The organism is Streptosporangium sp. NPDC049644 (assembly GCF_040675205.1).
In the GTDB taxonomy this organism is placed as follows: domain Bacteria; phylum Actinomycetota; class Actinomycetes; order Streptosporangiales; family Streptosporangiaceae; genus Streptosporangium; species Streptosporangium fukuiense.
The window spans coordinates 23,868-40,550 of the sequence record NZ_JBFAOJ010000038.1; the positions used below are offsets into that span (position 1 = coordinate 23,868).

The window sequence follows — 16,683 nt, forward strand, 5'->3', positions numbered from 1 at the left end:
GGAGGTCACATGATCGACACGGATGTGCTCCGCGGGCTGTTCCTCTTCGAGAGGCTCGACGAGGACAAGCTCCGCTGGCTCGCCGAACACGGGACCGAGGAGGAGTACGGGGCGGGCGAGCCGATCGTCAGGCAGGGTGATCCGGCCGACTGCTTCGCCGTGCTCATCGACGGCGAGGTGATGATGATCACCGAGACCCCCGCCGGACCGGTCACGATGACCCCGACCTCGCAGCCCGGCGTCTACGCCGGCGCGGTCCTGGCCTACCTGGGCGACCGCGCCCCGGCCACCTACGCCCACTCGCTGCGCGCCACCAAACCGACCCGCATGTTCATGCTCCCGGCCAGGAAGTACGGCATGATCATGGCCGAGTGGTTCCCGATGGCGGTGCATCTGCTGGACGGGGCCCGCCTGGGCGGGCTGGCGCAGCGGGAGCTGATCGACCGGCGGCAGCGGCTGACCGCGCTCGGCACGATCACCGCCGGGCTCACCCACGAGCTCAACAACCCGGCCGCGGCGGCGGTACGGGCCGTGGACGACCTGCGGGTAAAGGTACGGAGTTCGCGCAGGCGGCTGGCCGCACTGGCGGAGGAGGGCATCGAGCCCGAGCGGCTGCGCGAGTTGGTCGACCTGCAGGAGGCGTGCGCCGACAGCACCTCGAAGGCGCCGCCCCGCTCGCCGCTGGAGACCTCCGACGCCGAGGACGAGCTGTCCGAGGCCCTGGAGGAGGCCGGGGTCTCGGACGCCTGGGAGATCGCGCCGGCGCTGGTGGCGGCCGGGTTCGAGGTCGGCAGGCTCGACGCCGTCCGCGAGGCGATCGGCGACCGGCACCTGGACGCGGCGATGCACTGGCTGTCGGAGGCCACCGAGATCTCCCAGATGCTGAACGAGGTGACGGACGCGACCGAGCGGATCTCCTCGCTGATCGCCTCCGCCAAGCAGTACTCCCAGATGGACCGGGCGCCGTACCAGACGGTGGACGTGCGGGAGCTGCTCGACAGCACCCTCACCATGTTCCGCGGCAAGATCCCGCCGGGGATCACCATCGCCACCGACTACGACCCCGGGCTGCCGCCCATCCCCGCCTACGCGGGGGAACTCAACCAGGTGTGGACCAACCTGATCCACAACGCGCTGGACGCGATGACCGGCAGCGGTGTCCTGACCGTCCGCACCCGCCTCGAACACGACACGATCGCGCTGATCGAGATCTGCGACACCGGCCCCGGCGTCCCCGAGGCCCTGCGCGAACGGATCTTCGAGCCGTTCTTCACCACGAAGTCGGTGGGCGAGGGCACCGGGCTCGGCCTGGACATCTCCTTCCGCATCGTCGCCGGTCGTCACGGCGGCGACCTGCGCGTGGAGTCGAAGCCCGGCGACACCCGCTTCCAGGTGCGCCTCCCCGTCACCGAGACGTCCGTCCCGGTCTGATCCGGCGCCGCCGGGCGCCGGGGTCGCCGGGCTTCAGGAGCCGTGGACGCCGCCCGCGATGTCCATCAGGCGGGCGAGGACCTTGCCGCCGGAGACCCGGACGCCGTCGTGCTCCCACTCGTTGGTCACCCAGGTCCGCACGTTTCCCACCGCGCGCGCGGTGCGCATGGACAGCCCCTCGTCGACGTACATGTCGTCGTAGTAGACGGCGGCGACCACCGGGACCCGGTTGGCGGCCAGCCGGGCCGGGTCGTAGAGGGCGGGCCAGCCGGAGACGGTGGCGAGGATCTCGGCGGCGCCCCTGAAGGGGCGGAGCGCGGCGATCTCGTCGAACATCCAGGGGTAGATCATCTCCCCGGTGGGAAGCGTCGGTCCCGCGTCCTCGTGGAACTCCTCAGGCAGCAGCCGGTGCGCGGCCCAGTCCGTGGCGGCGCCCTGGGCGTAGATCGACTCGTGCAGGACCGCGTAGAGCGGGTTGCCGACGAAACCGGTGGCCATCATGACCTCGTACCGGAAGAGGTCGGAGAGCCTGCCGCCGGTCCAGGCCTCCTCCAGCAACCAGTGCAGGTATTCGGCGCCGTCGCTCATCCCCAGGCACATGCCGAGGGTCTGCAGGCGGCGTACGGTCAGCACGTCGCCGTCGGGGAGCGAGACCTCGTGCAGGCGCAGGTGGGCGGCTATCGCGTCCAGGCGGCCCGAGTCCTGCGGGTAACGGGCGAAGTAGCGGCGCACCTTGTCCAGGACCCGCGGGTAGGTGCGGGAGTAGACGTCGTCGGCGGTGGCGTCGAGCCCGGCCAGGCCGCCGGTCACGTAGCAGGTCGCCAGGCCCTCGGGGGCCAGCGAGAGGTAGGTCAGCGTGATGAAGCCGCCGTAGCTCTGGCCGAGGGTCTCCCACGGCCGGTCACCGGCGAGCTCGCGCCGGATCAGCTCGGCGTCGGCCACGATCGAGTCGGCGCGGAAGTGCCCGAGGCGGGCGGCGAGCTCGGCGTCCGTGCCGCGCACCGTCTTCGCGGTGACGGGGGTGCTGCGGCCGGTCCCCCGCTGGTCGAGCAGGAGGACGCGGTGGGTTTTCAGCGCCTGCCCCAGCCACCCCTCCGCGGCGGTCGGGCGCGGCGACTTGCCGCCGGGACCGCCCTGCAGGAAGAGCAGCCACGGCAGGTCCTCCCGCCGTCTGGCCGGGTCCACCGCCTCCCGGGCGAAGACCTCGATCGTCTCGCCGCCGGGGTCGGCGTGGTCGAGGGGAACGGTGAACACGTGGTCGGTGAGCGCCACACCGGGCAGAAGGACAGTCACCCCGGAAAACTACCCGACCCCGTGGCCGTCGTTTCCTGACGGGCGCGGCACTTCCCCGGAGGCGGAGAACTGGTACGCTTCCCAAGCGAGCGCTTGGTTTCGCGCGGCCTGCCGCGACCGAGACCGCGGAACGGGACAGACGGAGACGACCGCCAGGGGACAAGCCGATGAAGTTCTCGACCTTCCATCTCTTCCACCGGTTCGACGGCCAGAGCTTCAAGGATGTCTACGACTACCATCTCGAACTGGTCGAGCTGGCCGAGGAGCTGGGCTTCCACGGCGTACGGCTGGCCGAGCACCACTTCCGCGACTACGGAGTGGTCCCGAACCTGTTCACCATGCTGGCCAACATGGCCGCGCGCACCGAGCGGCTCCGGCTGGGCACCGGCATCGTGGTGCTGCCGCTGCACAACCCGATCCACGTCGCCGAGGAGGCGGCCATGGTGGACGTGCTCTCCGGCGGGCGGCTGGAGCTGGGCATCGGGCGCGGCTACCAGAGCTTCGAGTTCGAGGGCTTCGGCATCGACCTGGCCGAGGCCCGCGACCGGTTCAACGAGGCGCTGGAGGTCGTCCTCGGCCTCTGGGGCAGCCCCGCCTTCCGGCACGAGGGCAAGTTCTACCGGACCGGCACCGAGGTCGAACTCGTCCCCCGGCCGCTCCAGACCCCGTCCCCGCCGATCCATGTGGCCGCCGTGTCCCCGGAGACCGTGACCATGTACGCCGAGCGCGGCCTGCCCATCCTGGCCGACCCGGCGGCGCCGTTCCGCAAGGTGGTCAAGGCGGCGGAGACCTGGCGGACGACCGCGGAACTGGCCGGGCACGACGTGACCGGGCACGAGCTGGTGGTCGCGCGCAGCGTCTACGTCGCCGCCACGGCGGAGGCGGCCCGCGAGGACCAGGCCAGGTTCGAGGCGGGGTTCGACCGGAGCCGGATCTTCAACGAGAAGAGCGCCCCGATCGACCCCAGGACCGGCAAGGCCGCACAGGGCTTCGAGTACTACCAGGACCGCTACCTCAAGGGCGGCTCGGTCTCCAACGACTTCCGCTGGGAGCAGCTGGAGGTCATCGGCGACCCCGAGCGGGTGATCGGCCAGATCCGGCTGCTGCGGGACGCCGGATTCGCCAACCTGCTCTGCGACTTCGGCAGCACCAGGCCGATGCCGCTGGAGAAGATGAAGAAGGTCATGCGGTTCTTCGCCGCCGAGGTCATGCCGGCCTTCGAATGATCCGTCCCCGTACGGCTCGCACCGGCCGAGGCGGGAGGTCGCGGGCCGTACGCCACCCCCACCAGGAGGCGCGATGATCCACCAGTTGACCCTGTCCGACGTCCTCGCCGAACACGCCCGCAGCCGCCCCGGGGTGACCGCGGTGGTGGACGGCGAGCTGCGGCTCACCTATCCCGAACTGGACGCGCGGGTCACCCGCCTGGCGGGCGCGCTGGCCGCGCGGGGCGTGACGGCCGGGGAGCGGGTGCTCTGGCTGGGCAGGAACGACCACGCGGTGCTCGAACTGCTGCTCGCCTCGTCCAGGCTCGGCGCGATCCTCTGTCCGGCCAACTGGCGGCAGTCGGCCGAAGAGCTCTCCTTCATCCTTTCCGACCTCGCTCCGAAGGTCGTCGTCTGGGAGGAGTCCGAGGTCGCCGCCCCGCTGAGCGGCGAGGACTGGATCCTCGCGGGGGCGGGCTACGAGGCGTTCCTGGCCGGTGGGTCCCCGGACGCCGTGCCGGACGGGTTCGCCGGCGGCGCCGACGACGACACTGCGCCGGTGCTCGCGCTCTACACCGCCGCCTTCGACGGCCGCCCCAACGCGGCGCTGCTCAGCAGCGCCGCCCTGGTCGCGCACAGCACCTCGCTGCTGGTGGTGCGGCAGATGGAGCCGGGCTTCACCTTCCTGAACAGCGGCCCGCTGTTCCACGTGGGCACGATGATGTTCTGCCTGGCCACCCTCCAGATCGGCGGGACGAACGTGTTCACGCCGGCTTTCGACGCCGAGGAGGTCTGCCGCCTCGTCGACGCGGAGAAGGTCACCCAGGCGTTCCTGTTCGGACAGATGATCGACGCGGTGGTGAAGGCCAACGAGGGCGGCAAGTACGACCTGACGTCGCTCCGCTTCGTCTCCCACTCGGCCGAGTGGGACGCCATGACGAGCGTGGACGACTCCCCCTGGTGCCGGTCGAAGATGGGCGGCTACGGGCAGACGGAGGTGGCCGGGATGCTGACCTTCCTGGGTCTCGCCCCGGGTGCCGCGGGGTTCGCCGGACGACCGTCACCGCTGGTCCAGGTGCGCATCCTCGCCCCTGACGGCGACGAGGTGCCCGCGGGAGAGGTGGGCGAGATCTGCGCCCGCGGCAAGTCCCTTTTTTCCGGATATTTCAACAGACCTGAACTCAACGAGGCGAAGAGCCGCGGGGGCTGGCACCACACCGGCGACCTCGGCCGCCGCGAGGCCGACGGCACGATCACCTTCATCGGCCCCCGGCTCCGCATGATCAAGTCCGGCAACGAGAACATCTACCCGGCCGAGGTCGAGCGGGTGCTGAGAACCCATCCCGCCGTCGCCGACGCCGCGGTCATCGGCGTCCCCGACGAGCGGTGGCGGCAGGCGGTGAAGGCCGTCGTGGTCCTCCGGGACGGGGCCACCGCCTCCGCCGAGGAGCTCGTCGAGCATGCGCGGGGCGGCCTCGCCTCGTACAAGAAGCCACGGCAGGTGGACTTCGTGGCGGCCATTCCCAAGAAGGGCTTCACCCCCGACTACGACGCCCTCGACGCCGCCCACGGCGGGGGCGGCTACCCCGGCACCTGACGGTCCCGCGCGGTCCGCGACGAGAGCCGGCTCCCCGGAGCCGGCTCTCATCGGCCGTTCCGGCACGACTCGGCGACTCCAGCTTGACGCGAACGGAGCTTTTCCACTTAAATTTCATTATGAATTAAGACTCGAAGTCGAGCGGCCGCCACTCCCCTCGGGTGCCCACGGAGCACGGGAGGGTGGAACGGCGCCCCTGCCGTCGACCGCCGACCCGACGCCGCCCGACAGGCGCCCCATCCGCGTGACCACGCAAGGAGCAGTCAGAGGATGACCCAGACCGACGACCGGACCGGCACCGGCCTGGCCCTGTTCCCCCCGGGTTTCCGCTGGGGGGTCGCCACCGCGGCCTACCAGATCGAGGGCGCCGCCGCGGAGGACGGCCGCACCCCCTCCATCTGGGACACCTTCGCCAGGACCCCCGGCCGGGTGCACCTCGGGCAGACCGGCGACATCGCCTGCGACCACTACCACCGCTACGCCGACGACGTGGCCCTCATGCGGGACCTCGGCATCGACACCTACCGCTTCTCCGTCTCCTGGCCCCGGATCAGGCCCGACGGCACGGGGCCGGTCAACCCCCTCGGCCTCGACTTCTACGACCGGCTGACGGACACCCTGCTGGCCGCCGGCATCGCGCCCATGACCACCCTGTACCACTGGGACCTGCCACAGTGCCTGGAGGACCGGGGTGGCTGGACCGTGCGGGAGACCGCCCACCACTTCGCCGAGTACGCCGGAGCGGTGTACGACCGGCTCGGAGACCGGGTCAGGACCTGGACCACGCTCAACGAGCCGTGGTGCTCGGCCTTCCTCGGGTACGCCACCGGCGATCAGGCGCCCGGCAGGACCGAGCCGGACGCGGCCTTCCACGCGGCGCACCACCTGCTGCTCGGTCACGGTCTGGCGGCCCGCGCCCTGCGCGCGGCGGGAGCCCGAGAGGTCTCGATCACGGTCAACCTCACCCCGGTGTCCCCCCGCGACCCGCAGGACCGGCACGATGTCGCGGCGGCCGGGCTCGTCGACGGCCTGCACAACCGGATCTTCCTCGACCCGATCCTCAACGGCCGCTACCCCGCCGACATGCTGGAGCACATGACCCGCTTCACCACTCTGGAGCACATCGCCGACGGCGACGAGGAGCTGATCGGCGCCCCGATCGACCTGCTGGGAGTCAACTACTACGCGCCGACCCTCGTCGCGGCGAAGGTGGGCACGCCCTCCTCGGACCGCTTCCCCGGCACCGAGGGCGTCGAACACCTCGACCCCGGCCTGCCGGTGACCGCCATGGGCTGGCCCGTCGAGGCCGACGGCCTGCGCAAGCTCCTCGTGCGGCTGGCGCGGGACTATCCCGCCACCCCGCTGATGATCACCGAGAACGGGGCGGCCTACCACGACTCCGCCGAGGACGGCCGGGTGGCCGACGCCGAGCGCGTCGACTACCTGCGCACCCATCTGCTCGCCGCCCACCGGGCGATCGGCGAGGGAGCCGATCTGCGCGGTTACCTGGCCTGGTCGCTGATGGACAACTTCGAGTGGGCGTACGGCTACGAGAAGCGGTTCGGGCTGGTCCGCGTCGACTACGACACCCAACGCCGCATCCCCAAGGACAGCGCCCTGTGGTACAGCGGTGTCATCGGCAGGAACGGGATCTGAGGCGGTGTCCCCGGGGTTCCCCGCGCCTCCGTCCCCGGGAAAGGCCCGGGGAACCCCGGGGACACCGCGCCGGGCGGCGGTCGCCGGGCGGGCTCGCACCCGGTGGGTGCCGCAGGTCCGCGGACCGGTGATCGCCGCCGGAAGAGTACCGGGCGGGGCGGGGGCGACGGTCGCGGCACCCGGCGCGGAGACCGGTCAGCCGTGCGCGGGCCCGGCCGCCCGCGCCGGGGTCTCGTCCCGCCCCGCGGGACGCACCGCGTGGCTGCGCAGCAGGAAGTCCTCGACGACCAGGGTGGCCGCGCCCAGGGCGACCGCCTCGGGGCCGAGCCGGCCCAGCTCGATCGACGCCTGCGAGAAGGGCAGGGGCAGGGCGTACCTGGCGGCGGCGGCACGGATCTCGGCGAGGAACTCCCGCCCGAGCAGGGACCCGGCCCAGCCGCCGAGGATGACGCGCTCGGGATTGAACAGGTTGATGAGGTCGGCCAGCCCCGCCCCGAGACAGCGGACGGCCTCCTCGAACGCGGGCCTGGCCAGCGGGTCGGCGAGAAGCGCGGCGAAGACGCTCTCCTCGTCGTCGTCCCCCAGCTCCCTGCCCGCGCCGGCGAGGATCGCCTCGGCGCCGACGTACGCCTCCAGGCAGCCCCGGCTGCCGCAGCGGCAGGGGCGCCCATCGAGGACGATCTTCGTATGGCCCCACTCCCCCGCGCCGTTCGCCGTTCCCCGGTAGGTGACGCCGCCGTTGATGACGCTCGCCCCGGCGCCGGTGCCGATGAAGGTCATGACCAGGTGCTGGGCGCCCTTGCCCGCCCCGAACCAGAGCTCGGCCTGGCCGGTGGTCTTGACCCCGTTGTCGGCGAAGACCGGGATCGAGGTGCCCTCGCGCAGCAGCGCGCCCAGCGGTACGCCGTCCCAGCCGAACGCGCGGGCGTGGATGAGCAGGTCCGGCCCCTGCTCGGCGACACCCGGGACGCCCAGCCCCATGCCGAGCACCTCGGACTCGTCCGCCCCCGCCTCCGACAGGACCGCCTCCAGCCCGTCGAGGATGTGACGGGCCACCACGGCGGGCTCGTGGTGGCCCGGGTCGAGGGCGAACTCCTTCCTCGCCCGCTCCCGCATCGCCAGGTCGTACAGCTCGACGCGGACGCGGGTCTCCCCGACCCCCACCCCGACCACGTACCCGTACGAGGGGTCGACCCTGAGCATGATCCGCGGCCGCCCGCCGTCGGAGTCGACGGAACCGGTCTCGACCACGATGCCGTCCGCGATGAGGCCGCCGATCACGTTGCTGACCGTCGCGGCGCTGAGACCGGTGGCCTGGGCCAGGTCGTGCCTGCTCAGCTCGTTGGCGAAATACAACGTCCACAGGACCACGGACCGGTTGCCCTTCCGCACATCACGGAGGGTCCCCCGCTGTGGACGGCTCATGCTTCTCCCCCGGGGAAGTAATTTCAAATGTTAGTACAACTACTACTCTAGCCACTCGCGGACAATGCCCATCGAGCACACTCCTGCCCGGCGGGGGCGCGCCGCACCCGCGCCGGGCGCGAGGAGAGTTTCCCAGGTCGCACGGGGAATCGCCACGTCCGGCACGGACCCGTGGAACCGTCCCGAAGACACCGCTCCGCCCGCCGCCCTCCCGGCCTGATCCGGCCAGGACGGTGACGGCCAGAAGGCGAGGTTGTGGCCGGCGGCGTAGTCGACGGGCCGCACCGCGCCCGGCTCCAGTGACTGGGTGTACGGGACGCGCGCGGCGCCGTCGAAACGCTCCCAGCGGGGCAGTCCCGCGCCGTTGGGATCACCGGTGCGGGCGAAGTTGGTCCAGTAGGAGATCATCTGGCCGGACAGCCCCCGCTGCGCCGGGGTCAGCGTGACGTTCCGCTCGGTGAACAGGTACGGCAGGTCGGCCGCGTGAAAGGCGCCGAAGGGGAAGTCCGTCCTCAGCGGCAGGAACATCGGGGCCCGCCGGTCGGCGAACCGGTAGGCGTAGAGGGGGGCCTTCCGGCTGAGCAGCCTGTTCTGCTCGAAGGTCGCGCGAGCCCACATCCTGTCGGTGATCACGGCGGCCCAGGCCAGCGACGGCGAGCCGTACCCGGCGGGCGGGTACTCCGCGGCCACCCGCGCCGCGTCCGCGCCGAAGGCGGTGCGCAGCAACCTGCCGTAGCCCCTGGCGGTGATCGGCCTGCCCGCCAGGTCGTACCGCATGCCGACGAAGAGCCGATGCTCGTCGCGGGTCGCCCCGGAGATCACCGGGACTGGGTGCCCGCGGCCCGCCCGCAGTTCCGCGGACGGCAACTGGGGCAGCGTCTCGTTCCCGTACGCGTAGCTCTGGAACATGTTCATGATCTGCGGGACCTTGAGGATCCGCTCCACCGGCAGGGCGCGCAGACACCGGAGGTCCTCGCAGCCGAGCATCGGGGCCACGTACCCGCCCATCTCCTCGACCTCTCCGGCGGTGCGCCAGGCATAGGCCGGGTAGCCGGGCACGCCCTCGCCCATGCTCCCGGCGAGCATGTCCATCATCCCCTCGCCGCTCTGCAGGACGGCCCGGTCGAACAGTCCCTCGGCCCCCGGCGAGGTCAGGTGCCCGCCGATGCTCAGCGCGCCCCACGAGACGCCGAACACCGTCACGTTCCCCGGGTCCCCGCCGAACGCGGCGGCGTTGCGGCGTACCCAGCGCAGGGCCGCCTGCTGGTCCTGCAGCCCGTAGGTGCCGGAACCCGCGAGCCCCGGGTAGCCGAACCCGCCGAACACCCCGAGCCGGTAGTTGATCGTGACGACCACCACGTCCCCCCTGGTGACCATGGCCCGCACGTCGGTGAGGTCTCCCGAGCCCAGGGCCCCGTCCCCGTGGATCCACACCATGACCGGCCTGCCCTCGCCCGAGGCGGCCGGGGTGCGCGGCGCCGTCACGTTGAGGAACAGGCAGTCCTCGTCGGAGCCGGCGACCTTCGCGTAGTCGCTCCCGACCTGGGGGCACCTGCCGCCCGGCCGGGTGGCGTCCCTGGTTCCCGGCCAGGGGGCGACCGGCCGTGGAGAGCTCCACCTCAGTTCGCCGACCGGCGGGGCCGCGTAGGGGATGCCCTGGAAGATCCGGTGTTCGGCGGTCACCGTACCCCGCACGGCTCCGGCATCGGTCCGTACCGTGTTCCCGCCGTTCCCGCCGTTCCCGCCGTTCCCGCCGTCCTTCTCCGGCGTCCCCGCCCTCGGTGCGCCCCCGCACGCCGAGAGCAGGACCGCCGCCACCAGGGCGGCCGTCAGTTTTCCTGTCATGCCCTCCACGCTGTCAAGGGCCGGCCGGACCGGGCAGATCCATCAGTACGGAATGCTCGACGACAAATGTCCCGGCGCCCGGGAAACGGCCCTCTCAGAGGATCGCCAGCGGGTTGATCGGGCTTCCCGTGCCCCCCTCGATCCTCAGCGGGGCCGCGACGAAGACGAACTCCCCGCCGCCGCGGCCGGCGCAGGCCGCACCCAGTTCCTCCAGCGAGAGCATCTCGGCCAGGTGGATGCCGTGCCGCCAGAGCAGGATCAGGTGCAGATCGTCCGCCAGGTCCTCGTCGGCGAGCTGGCGGGCGTTGAGGCCCCCGATGGCGGCGTTGTCCGAGGCGACCACGGCGACGTCGCGGGCGGCGAGCCACCTGCCGCCGTCCGCGGACAGGCCCGGCTGGCCCGCCCAGTAGTCCTGCGGCGAGCCCTCCCAGACCAATGGCCATCCGGTGCGGACCACTGCCACGTCGCCGGGGCGCACATCGTCGTGGATCTCCGCCAGCAGGTCGCCGGAGACGCGGAAGTCCACCGGCAGGTGGTCAAGGCCGAGATGGCGGGGGACGTCGAAGAGCACCCCCCGGGCGACGACCCCGCCCGCGGTCTCGATGCCGCAGCGGGTGGCCCCGTAGGACCTGACCCTGGCGGCGGGGTGCCCGTTGTAGAGCTCCTCCCCCGCCCACATGTGGCAGAGTGCGTCCATATGGGTCGTGGTGCCGTGCTGGGTGACCATCAGGGCGTCGTCGGCCATCCGCAGCCCGGCCCCGATCGGGCGGGTGCCGGCCGCGTAGTCGCCGCCGTCCACGGACATGAAGTGCTGCGGCAGCGGGCGGCCCCGCAGGTGCGGGACCGTCGTGGGGGCGGGCGAGGAGGTGGCGCCCCTGATGGGCATGGCCAGGCTGATCACCTGGCCGGTGACGGCGGAGGCGAGGGCGGCCAGGACCGTGCCGGGGGTCAGTAGGTTGAGGGTGCCACGCTGGTCTCCTGGGCCGAATCGGCCCCAGTTGTTAGGCTCGGCTACCAAGCAAGTGCTCACTTTCTAAAGATGCGGGGACGGACGATGACTGCGGACGGTGTGATCGAAGGTCGGGCGGACACGTACGGGCACTGCGATCCCCGGTTCTCCCGGGTGCGGGAGGTGTTCGACGCGCACTTCGCCGGCGGCGAGGAACTGGGCGCGGCGTTCGCGGTCTTCCTGGACGGCGAACCCGTCGTGGACCTGTGGGGCGGGGTCGCCGACCGCCACAGCGGGCGGCCCTGGGAGCGTGACACCCCCGTGCTGGCGTACTCGTGCACCAAGGCGGTGACCGCGACGGTCGCGCTGCTGCTGGCCGAGCGCGGGCTGCTCGACCTCGCCGCCCCGGTCGCGGACGTCTGGCCGGAGTTCGCGCGGCACGGCAAGGAGCGCGTCACCGTCGAGCACCTGCTCACCCACCAGGCGGGGCTGCCCGTGATCGAGGAGCAGGTCCCGGTGGAGGAGTTCGGCGACCAGGCCGCCATCGCCGACCGGTTGGCCGGCCAGGCGCCGATCTGGGAGCCGGGCACCGCGCACGGCTACCACGCGCTGACGTACGGGTTCCTGGTCGGCGAGGTGGTCCGCAGGGTGTCGGGCGGCTCCGTGGGCGAGCTGGTGGCCGCGGAGATCTCCGGGCCGCTCGATCTGGAGCTCCAGGTTGGCGCCGATGACGACGCGGTCGAACGGGCGGCCCGGCTGTCCGCCCGGGAGCGCGCGAGGCCCTCCACCCCGGCATCCGCCGAATCCGCGCCGGCGGGCGCGGCGGATCAGGCCGGACAGGTCACCGGCACCGCGCGGGCCTCGGCGGACGGGCGGGCCGGTGACGGTGCGGCAGGCGGTCCCGCGACGGTCTCCACGGCGGCGGAACTGCCGGGACACGGACCCGGGGACCCGGTCTACGAGATGGCCAGGGCCTCGCTCGACAGGAACAGCCTGATGAACCGGGCGCTGGGCAACCCGCCGATCCACCGGCTGCCCGGCGGCGCCAACAATCCGGTCGTCCTGCGGGCCGGCTGGCCCGCGATGGGCGCCGTCACCAGCGCCCGGGGACTGGCCGGGTTCTACCGCGACCTGGTGGCCGGGCGGATCGTGGGCCCGGAGACCCTGCGCGACGCGACGCGCAGGAGGGTGCACGGCCCGGACAGGGTGATGTTCATCGACAGCTCCTTCGGGCTGGGCTACATGCGTCCGGCGATGACCTTCCTCACCCCCGCCGGCGGCGCGGAGACCGCCTTCGGCCACACCGGTCTCGGCGGGTCGCTGGGCCTCGGCGACGCCGAGCACGGCCTGGGCATGGCGTACACGATGAACAGGATGGCGGGCGCCGTCTCCGGCAGCCTCCGCGCCTACCGCCTGGCCGAGGCCGTCTACGAGTCGCTCCCCCAGGGGCGCCCCACGCGCTGAACCCCGCGGGGACGCCACCGGGGAGGACTCCGGCGCCCCCGGCGGGAGGGCCGGGTCGCGACGTCCCCGCCGGTCGGCGGGACCGGTTCCCGGATGCCGTCGCCGGCCCCTCGTCCGGGGTGTCAATGCATCGTGACGCCACCGCTGACCGACAGGGTCTGGCCCGTGACGTAGGCGGCCCTGTCGGTGCAGAGGTAGGCGACCATCCCGGCGACGTCCTCGGGGGCGCCCAGACGGCGCAGCGGGATGCCCCTGGCGATCCTGTCGACCAGTCCCGGCCTCTCCGCGTCCACGCGGCGGAGCATCGGGGTGTCGGTGGGCCCCGGGCAGACCACGTTGGAGGTGACGTTCCCCCGGGCCGCCTCCCTCGCCATGGTCTTGGCCAGGCCGAACAGTCCCGCCTTGGTCGCGGCGTACGCGCCCTCGCCGCCGGAGCCGGCCCGCGCCCCGTCCGAGGAGACGAAGACCAGGCGGCCCCAGCCGCGCTCGATCATCCCGGGCAGCAGGAGGCGAGTGAGCAGCATCGGGGCGCGCAGGTTGACCCGCCACATCAGCTCCCAGCCTTCGGGGTCGCCGGTGACGAACGGCTCGACGATCGACACCCCGGCGTTGTTGACCAGGATGTCCACCGGCCCGGCCCGCCCGCAGAAGTCCTCGATGGACGCCGGGTCCGCCAGGTCGACCCGCAGGGCCGTGGCCGGGGCCCTCGGCCCCCTCGGCACCCCGGCCCCGGGGCCCAGGCCGATCGACTCGCTGTTCAGCTCGTCGGCGACCGCCGCGGCGCCGGACTCGTCCACGTCGGCCACCACGACCCCGGCCCCGAGCGCGGCGAGGTCGCGGCAGACCGCGGCGCCGATCGCCCCGGCTCCCCCGGTCACCACCGCCGTGCGTCCGTCCAGCCTCAGGCCGTCGATCACTTCCAGACCTCCACGATGTCGGCGGCCCGCACCCGCGCGGCGAGCAGGCTCACGGTATGCCTCAGCACCGCCTGCGCGTAGTCGTCGGGGACTCCCGCCACGGCGTCGGTCACCACCGCCACCCGGTAGCCGAGGTTGACCGCCTCCAGGGCGAGCCCGGGGATGCCGAGGTTGAGGGAGAACCCCACGGCGACGACCGTCGAGACGCCGAGCGAGCGCAGGGTCATGTCCAGCGACGTCCCGGTGAAGGGCGAGAAACCGTGGTGGCGGCGCGACTCCAGGTCGCCGGGGTCGCGCAGGCCGGGCAGCACCTCGACAGCCCCGCTGCCCTCCAGCATGTGCGCGGGGTCCTTGAGCAGGGCCGCGATGAAGGGGCTGTTCGCGGTGTGCGACCCGGCGCGGTCGGCACGGAAGGCCGCGGTGCAGTGGATCACCGGTACCCCGGCCGCGCGGGCCGCGGCCAGGACCGCGGCGGCGTTGGCCACCACGTCGCGCCGGGCGCACACCTCCACCAGGTCCGGGAACCTCGCGAGATCTCCGGCGACGCCGCGCTGCATCTCCATCACCAGCACCGCGCTGCGGTCCGGCGCGGCGAGCGCGCCCAGATCGACGGCCATGCGACCTCCACTAACCCGAGCGCTTGCTTGGTTAACGATCGGAGCCTAACACGCGACCGGATCGACCACCGAGCACGATCCCGATCGTTACCCTTCGCAAAAGTTGACCAACCGTGACAACCAACCCCATGGGTGAGACCGTCGAACAAGTCGACGGCACTCGGAAGGGAGCTGGATGGTTCCGGGATACCGCGAGATTCGGGAACTCGGCGTCGGCGGGGGCGGGCGCGTGGTGCTGGCCACGTACGCCGCCACCGGCGCCTACGTGGCCATCAAATATCTCAACGCGACGCTCAAGGACGACCACCGCTTCCTGGCGCGCTTCCGTGCGGAGGCGCGCGTCATGGTGGAGCTGCAGGACCCGAACGTGGTCCAGCTGTACGAGTACTACGAGGACGTGCTCGAAGCCGCGATCGTGATGGAGTTGGTCGACGGGGTCGCGCTCAGGCGGATCCTGGCCGAGCACGGCAGCACCAGCCCGGAGGCGGCGCTGACCGTGCTCAAGGGCTCGCTGCTCGGCCTGGCCTTCGCGCACGCGGCCGGGGTCGTGCACCGCGACTACAAGCCGGAGAACGTGCTGGTCCAGGCCGACGGCGGCAGCAAGCTGGCGGACTTCGGCATCGCCGCCCATGTCGGGGAGACCGGCATCACCGCCGGCACCCCCGCCTACATGGCTCCCGAGCAGTGGGAGGGGGCCGCGGCGAGTGCCGCGACCGACGTCTACGCGGCCACCTGCGTCTTCTTCGAGTGCCTCACCGGGCGCAGGCCGTACCTGGCGGATCACCGCGCGGCGCTGATGCACGGGCACCTGACCGCGCCGATCCCGGTGACGGAGGTGCCCGGCTCGGTCCGCGCCCTGGTCATGCGGGGCATGGCCAAGAACCCGGACGACCGGCCGCAGAGCGCGCGGGCGTTCCTGGAGGAGCTGGAGGCCGCGGCGCTGTCGGCGTACGGGCCGGAGTGGGAGCAGCGCGGACGGCGGCACCTGGCCGAACTCGCCACGCTGCTGGCACTGGCGTTCCCGCTGGCCAAGCCCGCGCCGGGGGCGAGTTCCTCGGTGGCCCGGACCGTGCTCGGCCGGATGGGGCGGGTGCGCCGTCCCCGGCTGGGTCCCAGGACGCTGGCCGGGCTCGGGGTGGTCACCGTGGCGATGGCCGCCGGTGTGGTCGCGGCCAACCGGCCGCATGACCGGCTCTCCGCCGACACGATCTTCACCCCGCCGCCCAGTTCGGTGGTCACCGAGGAGACCTCGGCGGGACGGAGCAGGGCGCCGGAGCCGCCGGAGCCGTCCGTCGGGCCGAGCCCCTCGCGAAGCGCCGCCGTCGGGCGGCCCGTGCCCCCCGCGGAGAACACGGCCCCCGTCACATTCCCCTCGCCGATGCCGAGCCGGACCACGGACCCCGCGCCCTCCACCTCCCGGCCGAAACCCACACCGAAGCACACACCGAAAGCCACACCGGCCCCCACACCGACACCCACGCCGAGGCCGCCGACGCCCACCGCCACGCGCCCCCCGACACCCGCGCCGACCGTGACGGTGACGCCGCCGGAGCCCGCGCACACGGTCAGCGGGCTGCGGATCGCGGGAATCGACGCGAACGGCACCACGGTCGCCTTCCGCGCCTCCACCGCGGCGGACGTCGCGGTGACCGTCACGTTCGCCGAGGGGCCGGAGCGCGACCGGCTCGTCCAGGCGCCCCCGCGCACCTCCGTCCTCGGCGGGTCCGCCGCCTACTCGCACACCGTCCCGCACGCCTTCGCGGTTCCGGCCTGCGGGCAGACCCTCTACCGCCGGGTCACGGCCGAAACCTCGCCCCGCTCCTCGGGCGGGACCGCCGTCCGCACCCAGGAGGTCCACGGCGAGCCGTGTTCGCCGCCCTCGGTCTCCATCACCGCCTTCGACGGCACCACCGTCGGCTTCCTGGTCAGGACCTCGGGCACCGCGCCGGTGACCGTGCGGCTCGGGTTCGCCCAGCGGCTCGACGGCGCGGTGACCAGCGGCACCCGGGAACTGGAGCTGTCCGGCGCCACCGAGTACACGCGGGAGGTGAGGGGGGAGTTCGCCGAGCTGCCCCGCTGCGGGGAGCGCGTCACCCGGCTGGTGACGGTCGCTACGGTCCCCGCGGGCGACATGCCCTCCCGGACCGTCCGGATCGATCTGCCCTCCTGTGCTCCCACCTCCAGCGCGACCCCGGACCCTGCCCCGGAGAGACCGCAGGACTCCGAGCGGCCCACCGTGGACGGGCCCGGCCCCGAGCGAACCGGCGTGGACGGCATCTTGTGA

12 protein-coding genes are annotated in these 16,683 nt (G+C 72.7%); 6 read left to right on the top strand and 6 right to left on the bottom strand.

The genetic code is table 11. The features are described 5' to 3' along the window. Positions 1-9 precede the first annotated feature (9 nt). Entirely contained in the window at positions 10-1,431 is a 1,422-nt protein-coding gene (locus AB0J58_RS21840) for an ATP-binding protein (protein WP_364218188.1), read from the top strand. Between the two features lie 33 nt (positions 1,432-1,464). On the opposite strand, the gene AB0J58_RS21845 is transcribed toward AB0J58_RS21840, so the two are convergent. Next, positions 1,465-2,724 carry an alpha/beta fold hydrolase gene (locus AB0J58_RS21845; RefSeq protein WP_364218190.1) on the bottom strand — a complete coding sequence of 420 codons (1,260 nt, stop codon included), beginning with the start codon at positions 2,722-2,724 and terminating at the stop codon, positions 1,465-1,467. Between the two features lie 167 nt (positions 2,725-2,891). Between AB0J58_RS21845 and AB0J58_RS21850 the strand changes: the two genes are divergently transcribed. The 3 genes from AB0J58_RS21850 to AB0J58_RS21860 all read left to right on the top strand — a co-directional run bounded on the left by AB0J58_RS21850 (position 2,892) and on the right by AB0J58_RS21860 (position 7,182). Continuing rightward, entirely contained in the window at positions 2,892-3,950 is a 1,059-nt protein-coding gene (locus tag AB0J58_RS21850) for an LLM class flavin-dependent oxidoreductase (protein ID WP_364218192.1), read from the top strand. A 73-nt stretch (positions 3,951-4,023) separates the two neighbouring features. Further along, positions 4,024-5,526 carry an AMP-binding protein gene (locus tag AB0J58_RS21855; protein WP_364218194.1) on the top strand — a complete coding sequence of 501 codons (1,503 nt, stop codon included), beginning with the start codon at positions 4,024-4,026 and terminating at the stop codon, positions 5,524-5,526. 270 nt (positions 5,527-5,796) lie between these two features. After that, complete coding sequence (locus tag AB0J58_RS21860) at positions 5,797-7,182, top strand: GH1 family beta-glucosidase (RefSeq protein ID WP_364218196.1); 1,386 nt, start codon at positions 5,797-5,799, stop codon at positions 7,180-7,182. 195 nt (positions 7,183-7,377) lie between these two features. Here AB0J58_RS21860 and AB0J58_RS21865 read toward each other — a convergent pair whose 3' ends face one another. From AB0J58_RS21865 to AB0J58_RS21875, 3 genes are all read right to left on the bottom strand, one after another. Next, on the bottom strand, positions 7,378-8,607 hold the full coding sequence (locus tag AB0J58_RS21865) for an ROK family transcriptional regulator (protein ID WP_364218198.1): 1,230 nt from the start codon (positions 8,605-8,607) through the stop codon (positions 7,378-7,380). Between the two features lie 42 nt (positions 8,608-8,649). After that, positions 8,650-10,452 (bottom strand): carboxylesterase family protein, encoded by a 1,803-nt coding sequence (locus AB0J58_RS21870; protein ID WP_364218200.1) that lies wholly within the window; start codon positions 10,450-10,452, stop codon positions 8,650-8,652. A 94-nt stretch (positions 10,453-10,546) separates the two neighbouring features. Then, on the bottom strand, positions 10,547-11,470 hold the full coding sequence (locus AB0J58_RS21875) for a cyclase family protein (RefSeq protein ID WP_343980426.1): 924 nt from the start codon (positions 11,468-11,470) through the stop codon (positions 10,547-10,549). Between the two features lie 36 nt (positions 11,471-11,506). Between AB0J58_RS21875 and AB0J58_RS21880 the strand changes: the two genes are divergently transcribed. After that, entirely contained in the window at positions 11,507-12,865 is a 1,359-nt protein-coding gene (locus tag AB0J58_RS21880; protein ID WP_364218202.1) for a serine hydrolase domain-containing protein, read from the top strand. Positions 12,866-12,987: 122 nt separating this feature from the next. On the opposite strand, the gene AB0J58_RS21885 is transcribed toward AB0J58_RS21880, so the two are convergent. Both AB0J58_RS21885 and AB0J58_RS21890 read right to left on the bottom strand, forming a co-directional pair. Continuing rightward, on the bottom strand, positions 12,988-13,779 hold the full coding sequence (locus AB0J58_RS21885) for an SDR family NAD(P)-dependent oxidoreductase (protein WP_364218249.1): 792 nt from the start codon (positions 13,777-13,779) through the stop codon (positions 12,988-12,990). Further along, complete coding sequence (locus tag AB0J58_RS21890) at positions 13,779-14,399, bottom strand: isochorismatase family protein (protein WP_343966442.1); 621 nt, start codon at positions 14,397-14,399, stop codon at positions 13,779-13,781. Before AB0J58_RS21890 ends, AB0J58_RS21885 begins: the two co-directional genes overlap by 1 nt. Positions 14,400-14,574: 175 nt before the next feature. Between AB0J58_RS21890 and AB0J58_RS21895 the strand changes: the two genes are divergently transcribed. Then, positions 14,575-16,683 (top strand): protein kinase, encoded by a 2,109-nt coding sequence (locus AB0J58_RS21895; RefSeq protein ID WP_364218204.1) that lies wholly within the window; start codon positions 14,575-14,577, stop codon positions 16,681-16,683.

Bases quoted from the DNA above. Each gene is read 5' to 3' on its own strand.
- AB0J58_RS21840 (WP_364218188.1), top strand. From the start codon at position 10: ATGATCGACACGGATGTGCTCCGCGGGCTGTTCCTCTTCGAGAGGCTC.
- AB0J58_RS21850 (WP_364218192.1), top strand. From the start codon at position 2,892: ATGAAGTTCTCGACCTTCCATCTCTTCCACCGGTTCGACGGCCAGAGC.
- AB0J58_RS21855 (WP_364218194.1), top strand. From the start codon at position 4,024: ATGATCCACCAGTTGACCCTGTCCGACGTCCTCGCCGAACACGCCCGC.
- AB0J58_RS21860 (WP_364218196.1), top strand. From the start codon at position 5,797: ATGACCCAGACCGACGACCGGACCGGCACCGGCCTGGCCCTGTTCCCC.
- AB0J58_RS21865 (WP_364218198.1), bottom strand. From the start codon at position 8,607: ATGAGCCGTCCACAGCGGGGGACCCTCCGTGATGTGCGGAAGGGCAAC.
- AB0J58_RS21870 (WP_364218200.1), bottom strand. From the start codon at position 10,452: ATGACAGGAAAACTGACGGCCGCCCTGGTGGCGGCGGTCCTGCTCTCG.
- AB0J58_RS21880 (WP_364218202.1), top strand. From the start codon at position 11,507: ATGACTGCGGACGGTGTGATCGAAGGTCGGGCGGACACGTACGGGCAC.
- AB0J58_RS21890 (WP_343966442.1), bottom strand. From the start codon at position 14,399: ATGGCCGTCGATCTGGGCGCGCTCGCCGCGCCGGACCGCAGCGCGGTG.
- AB0J58_RS21895 (WP_364218204.1), top strand. From the start codon at position 14,575: ATGGTTCCGGGATACCGCGAGATTCGGGAACTCGGCGTCGGCGGGGGC.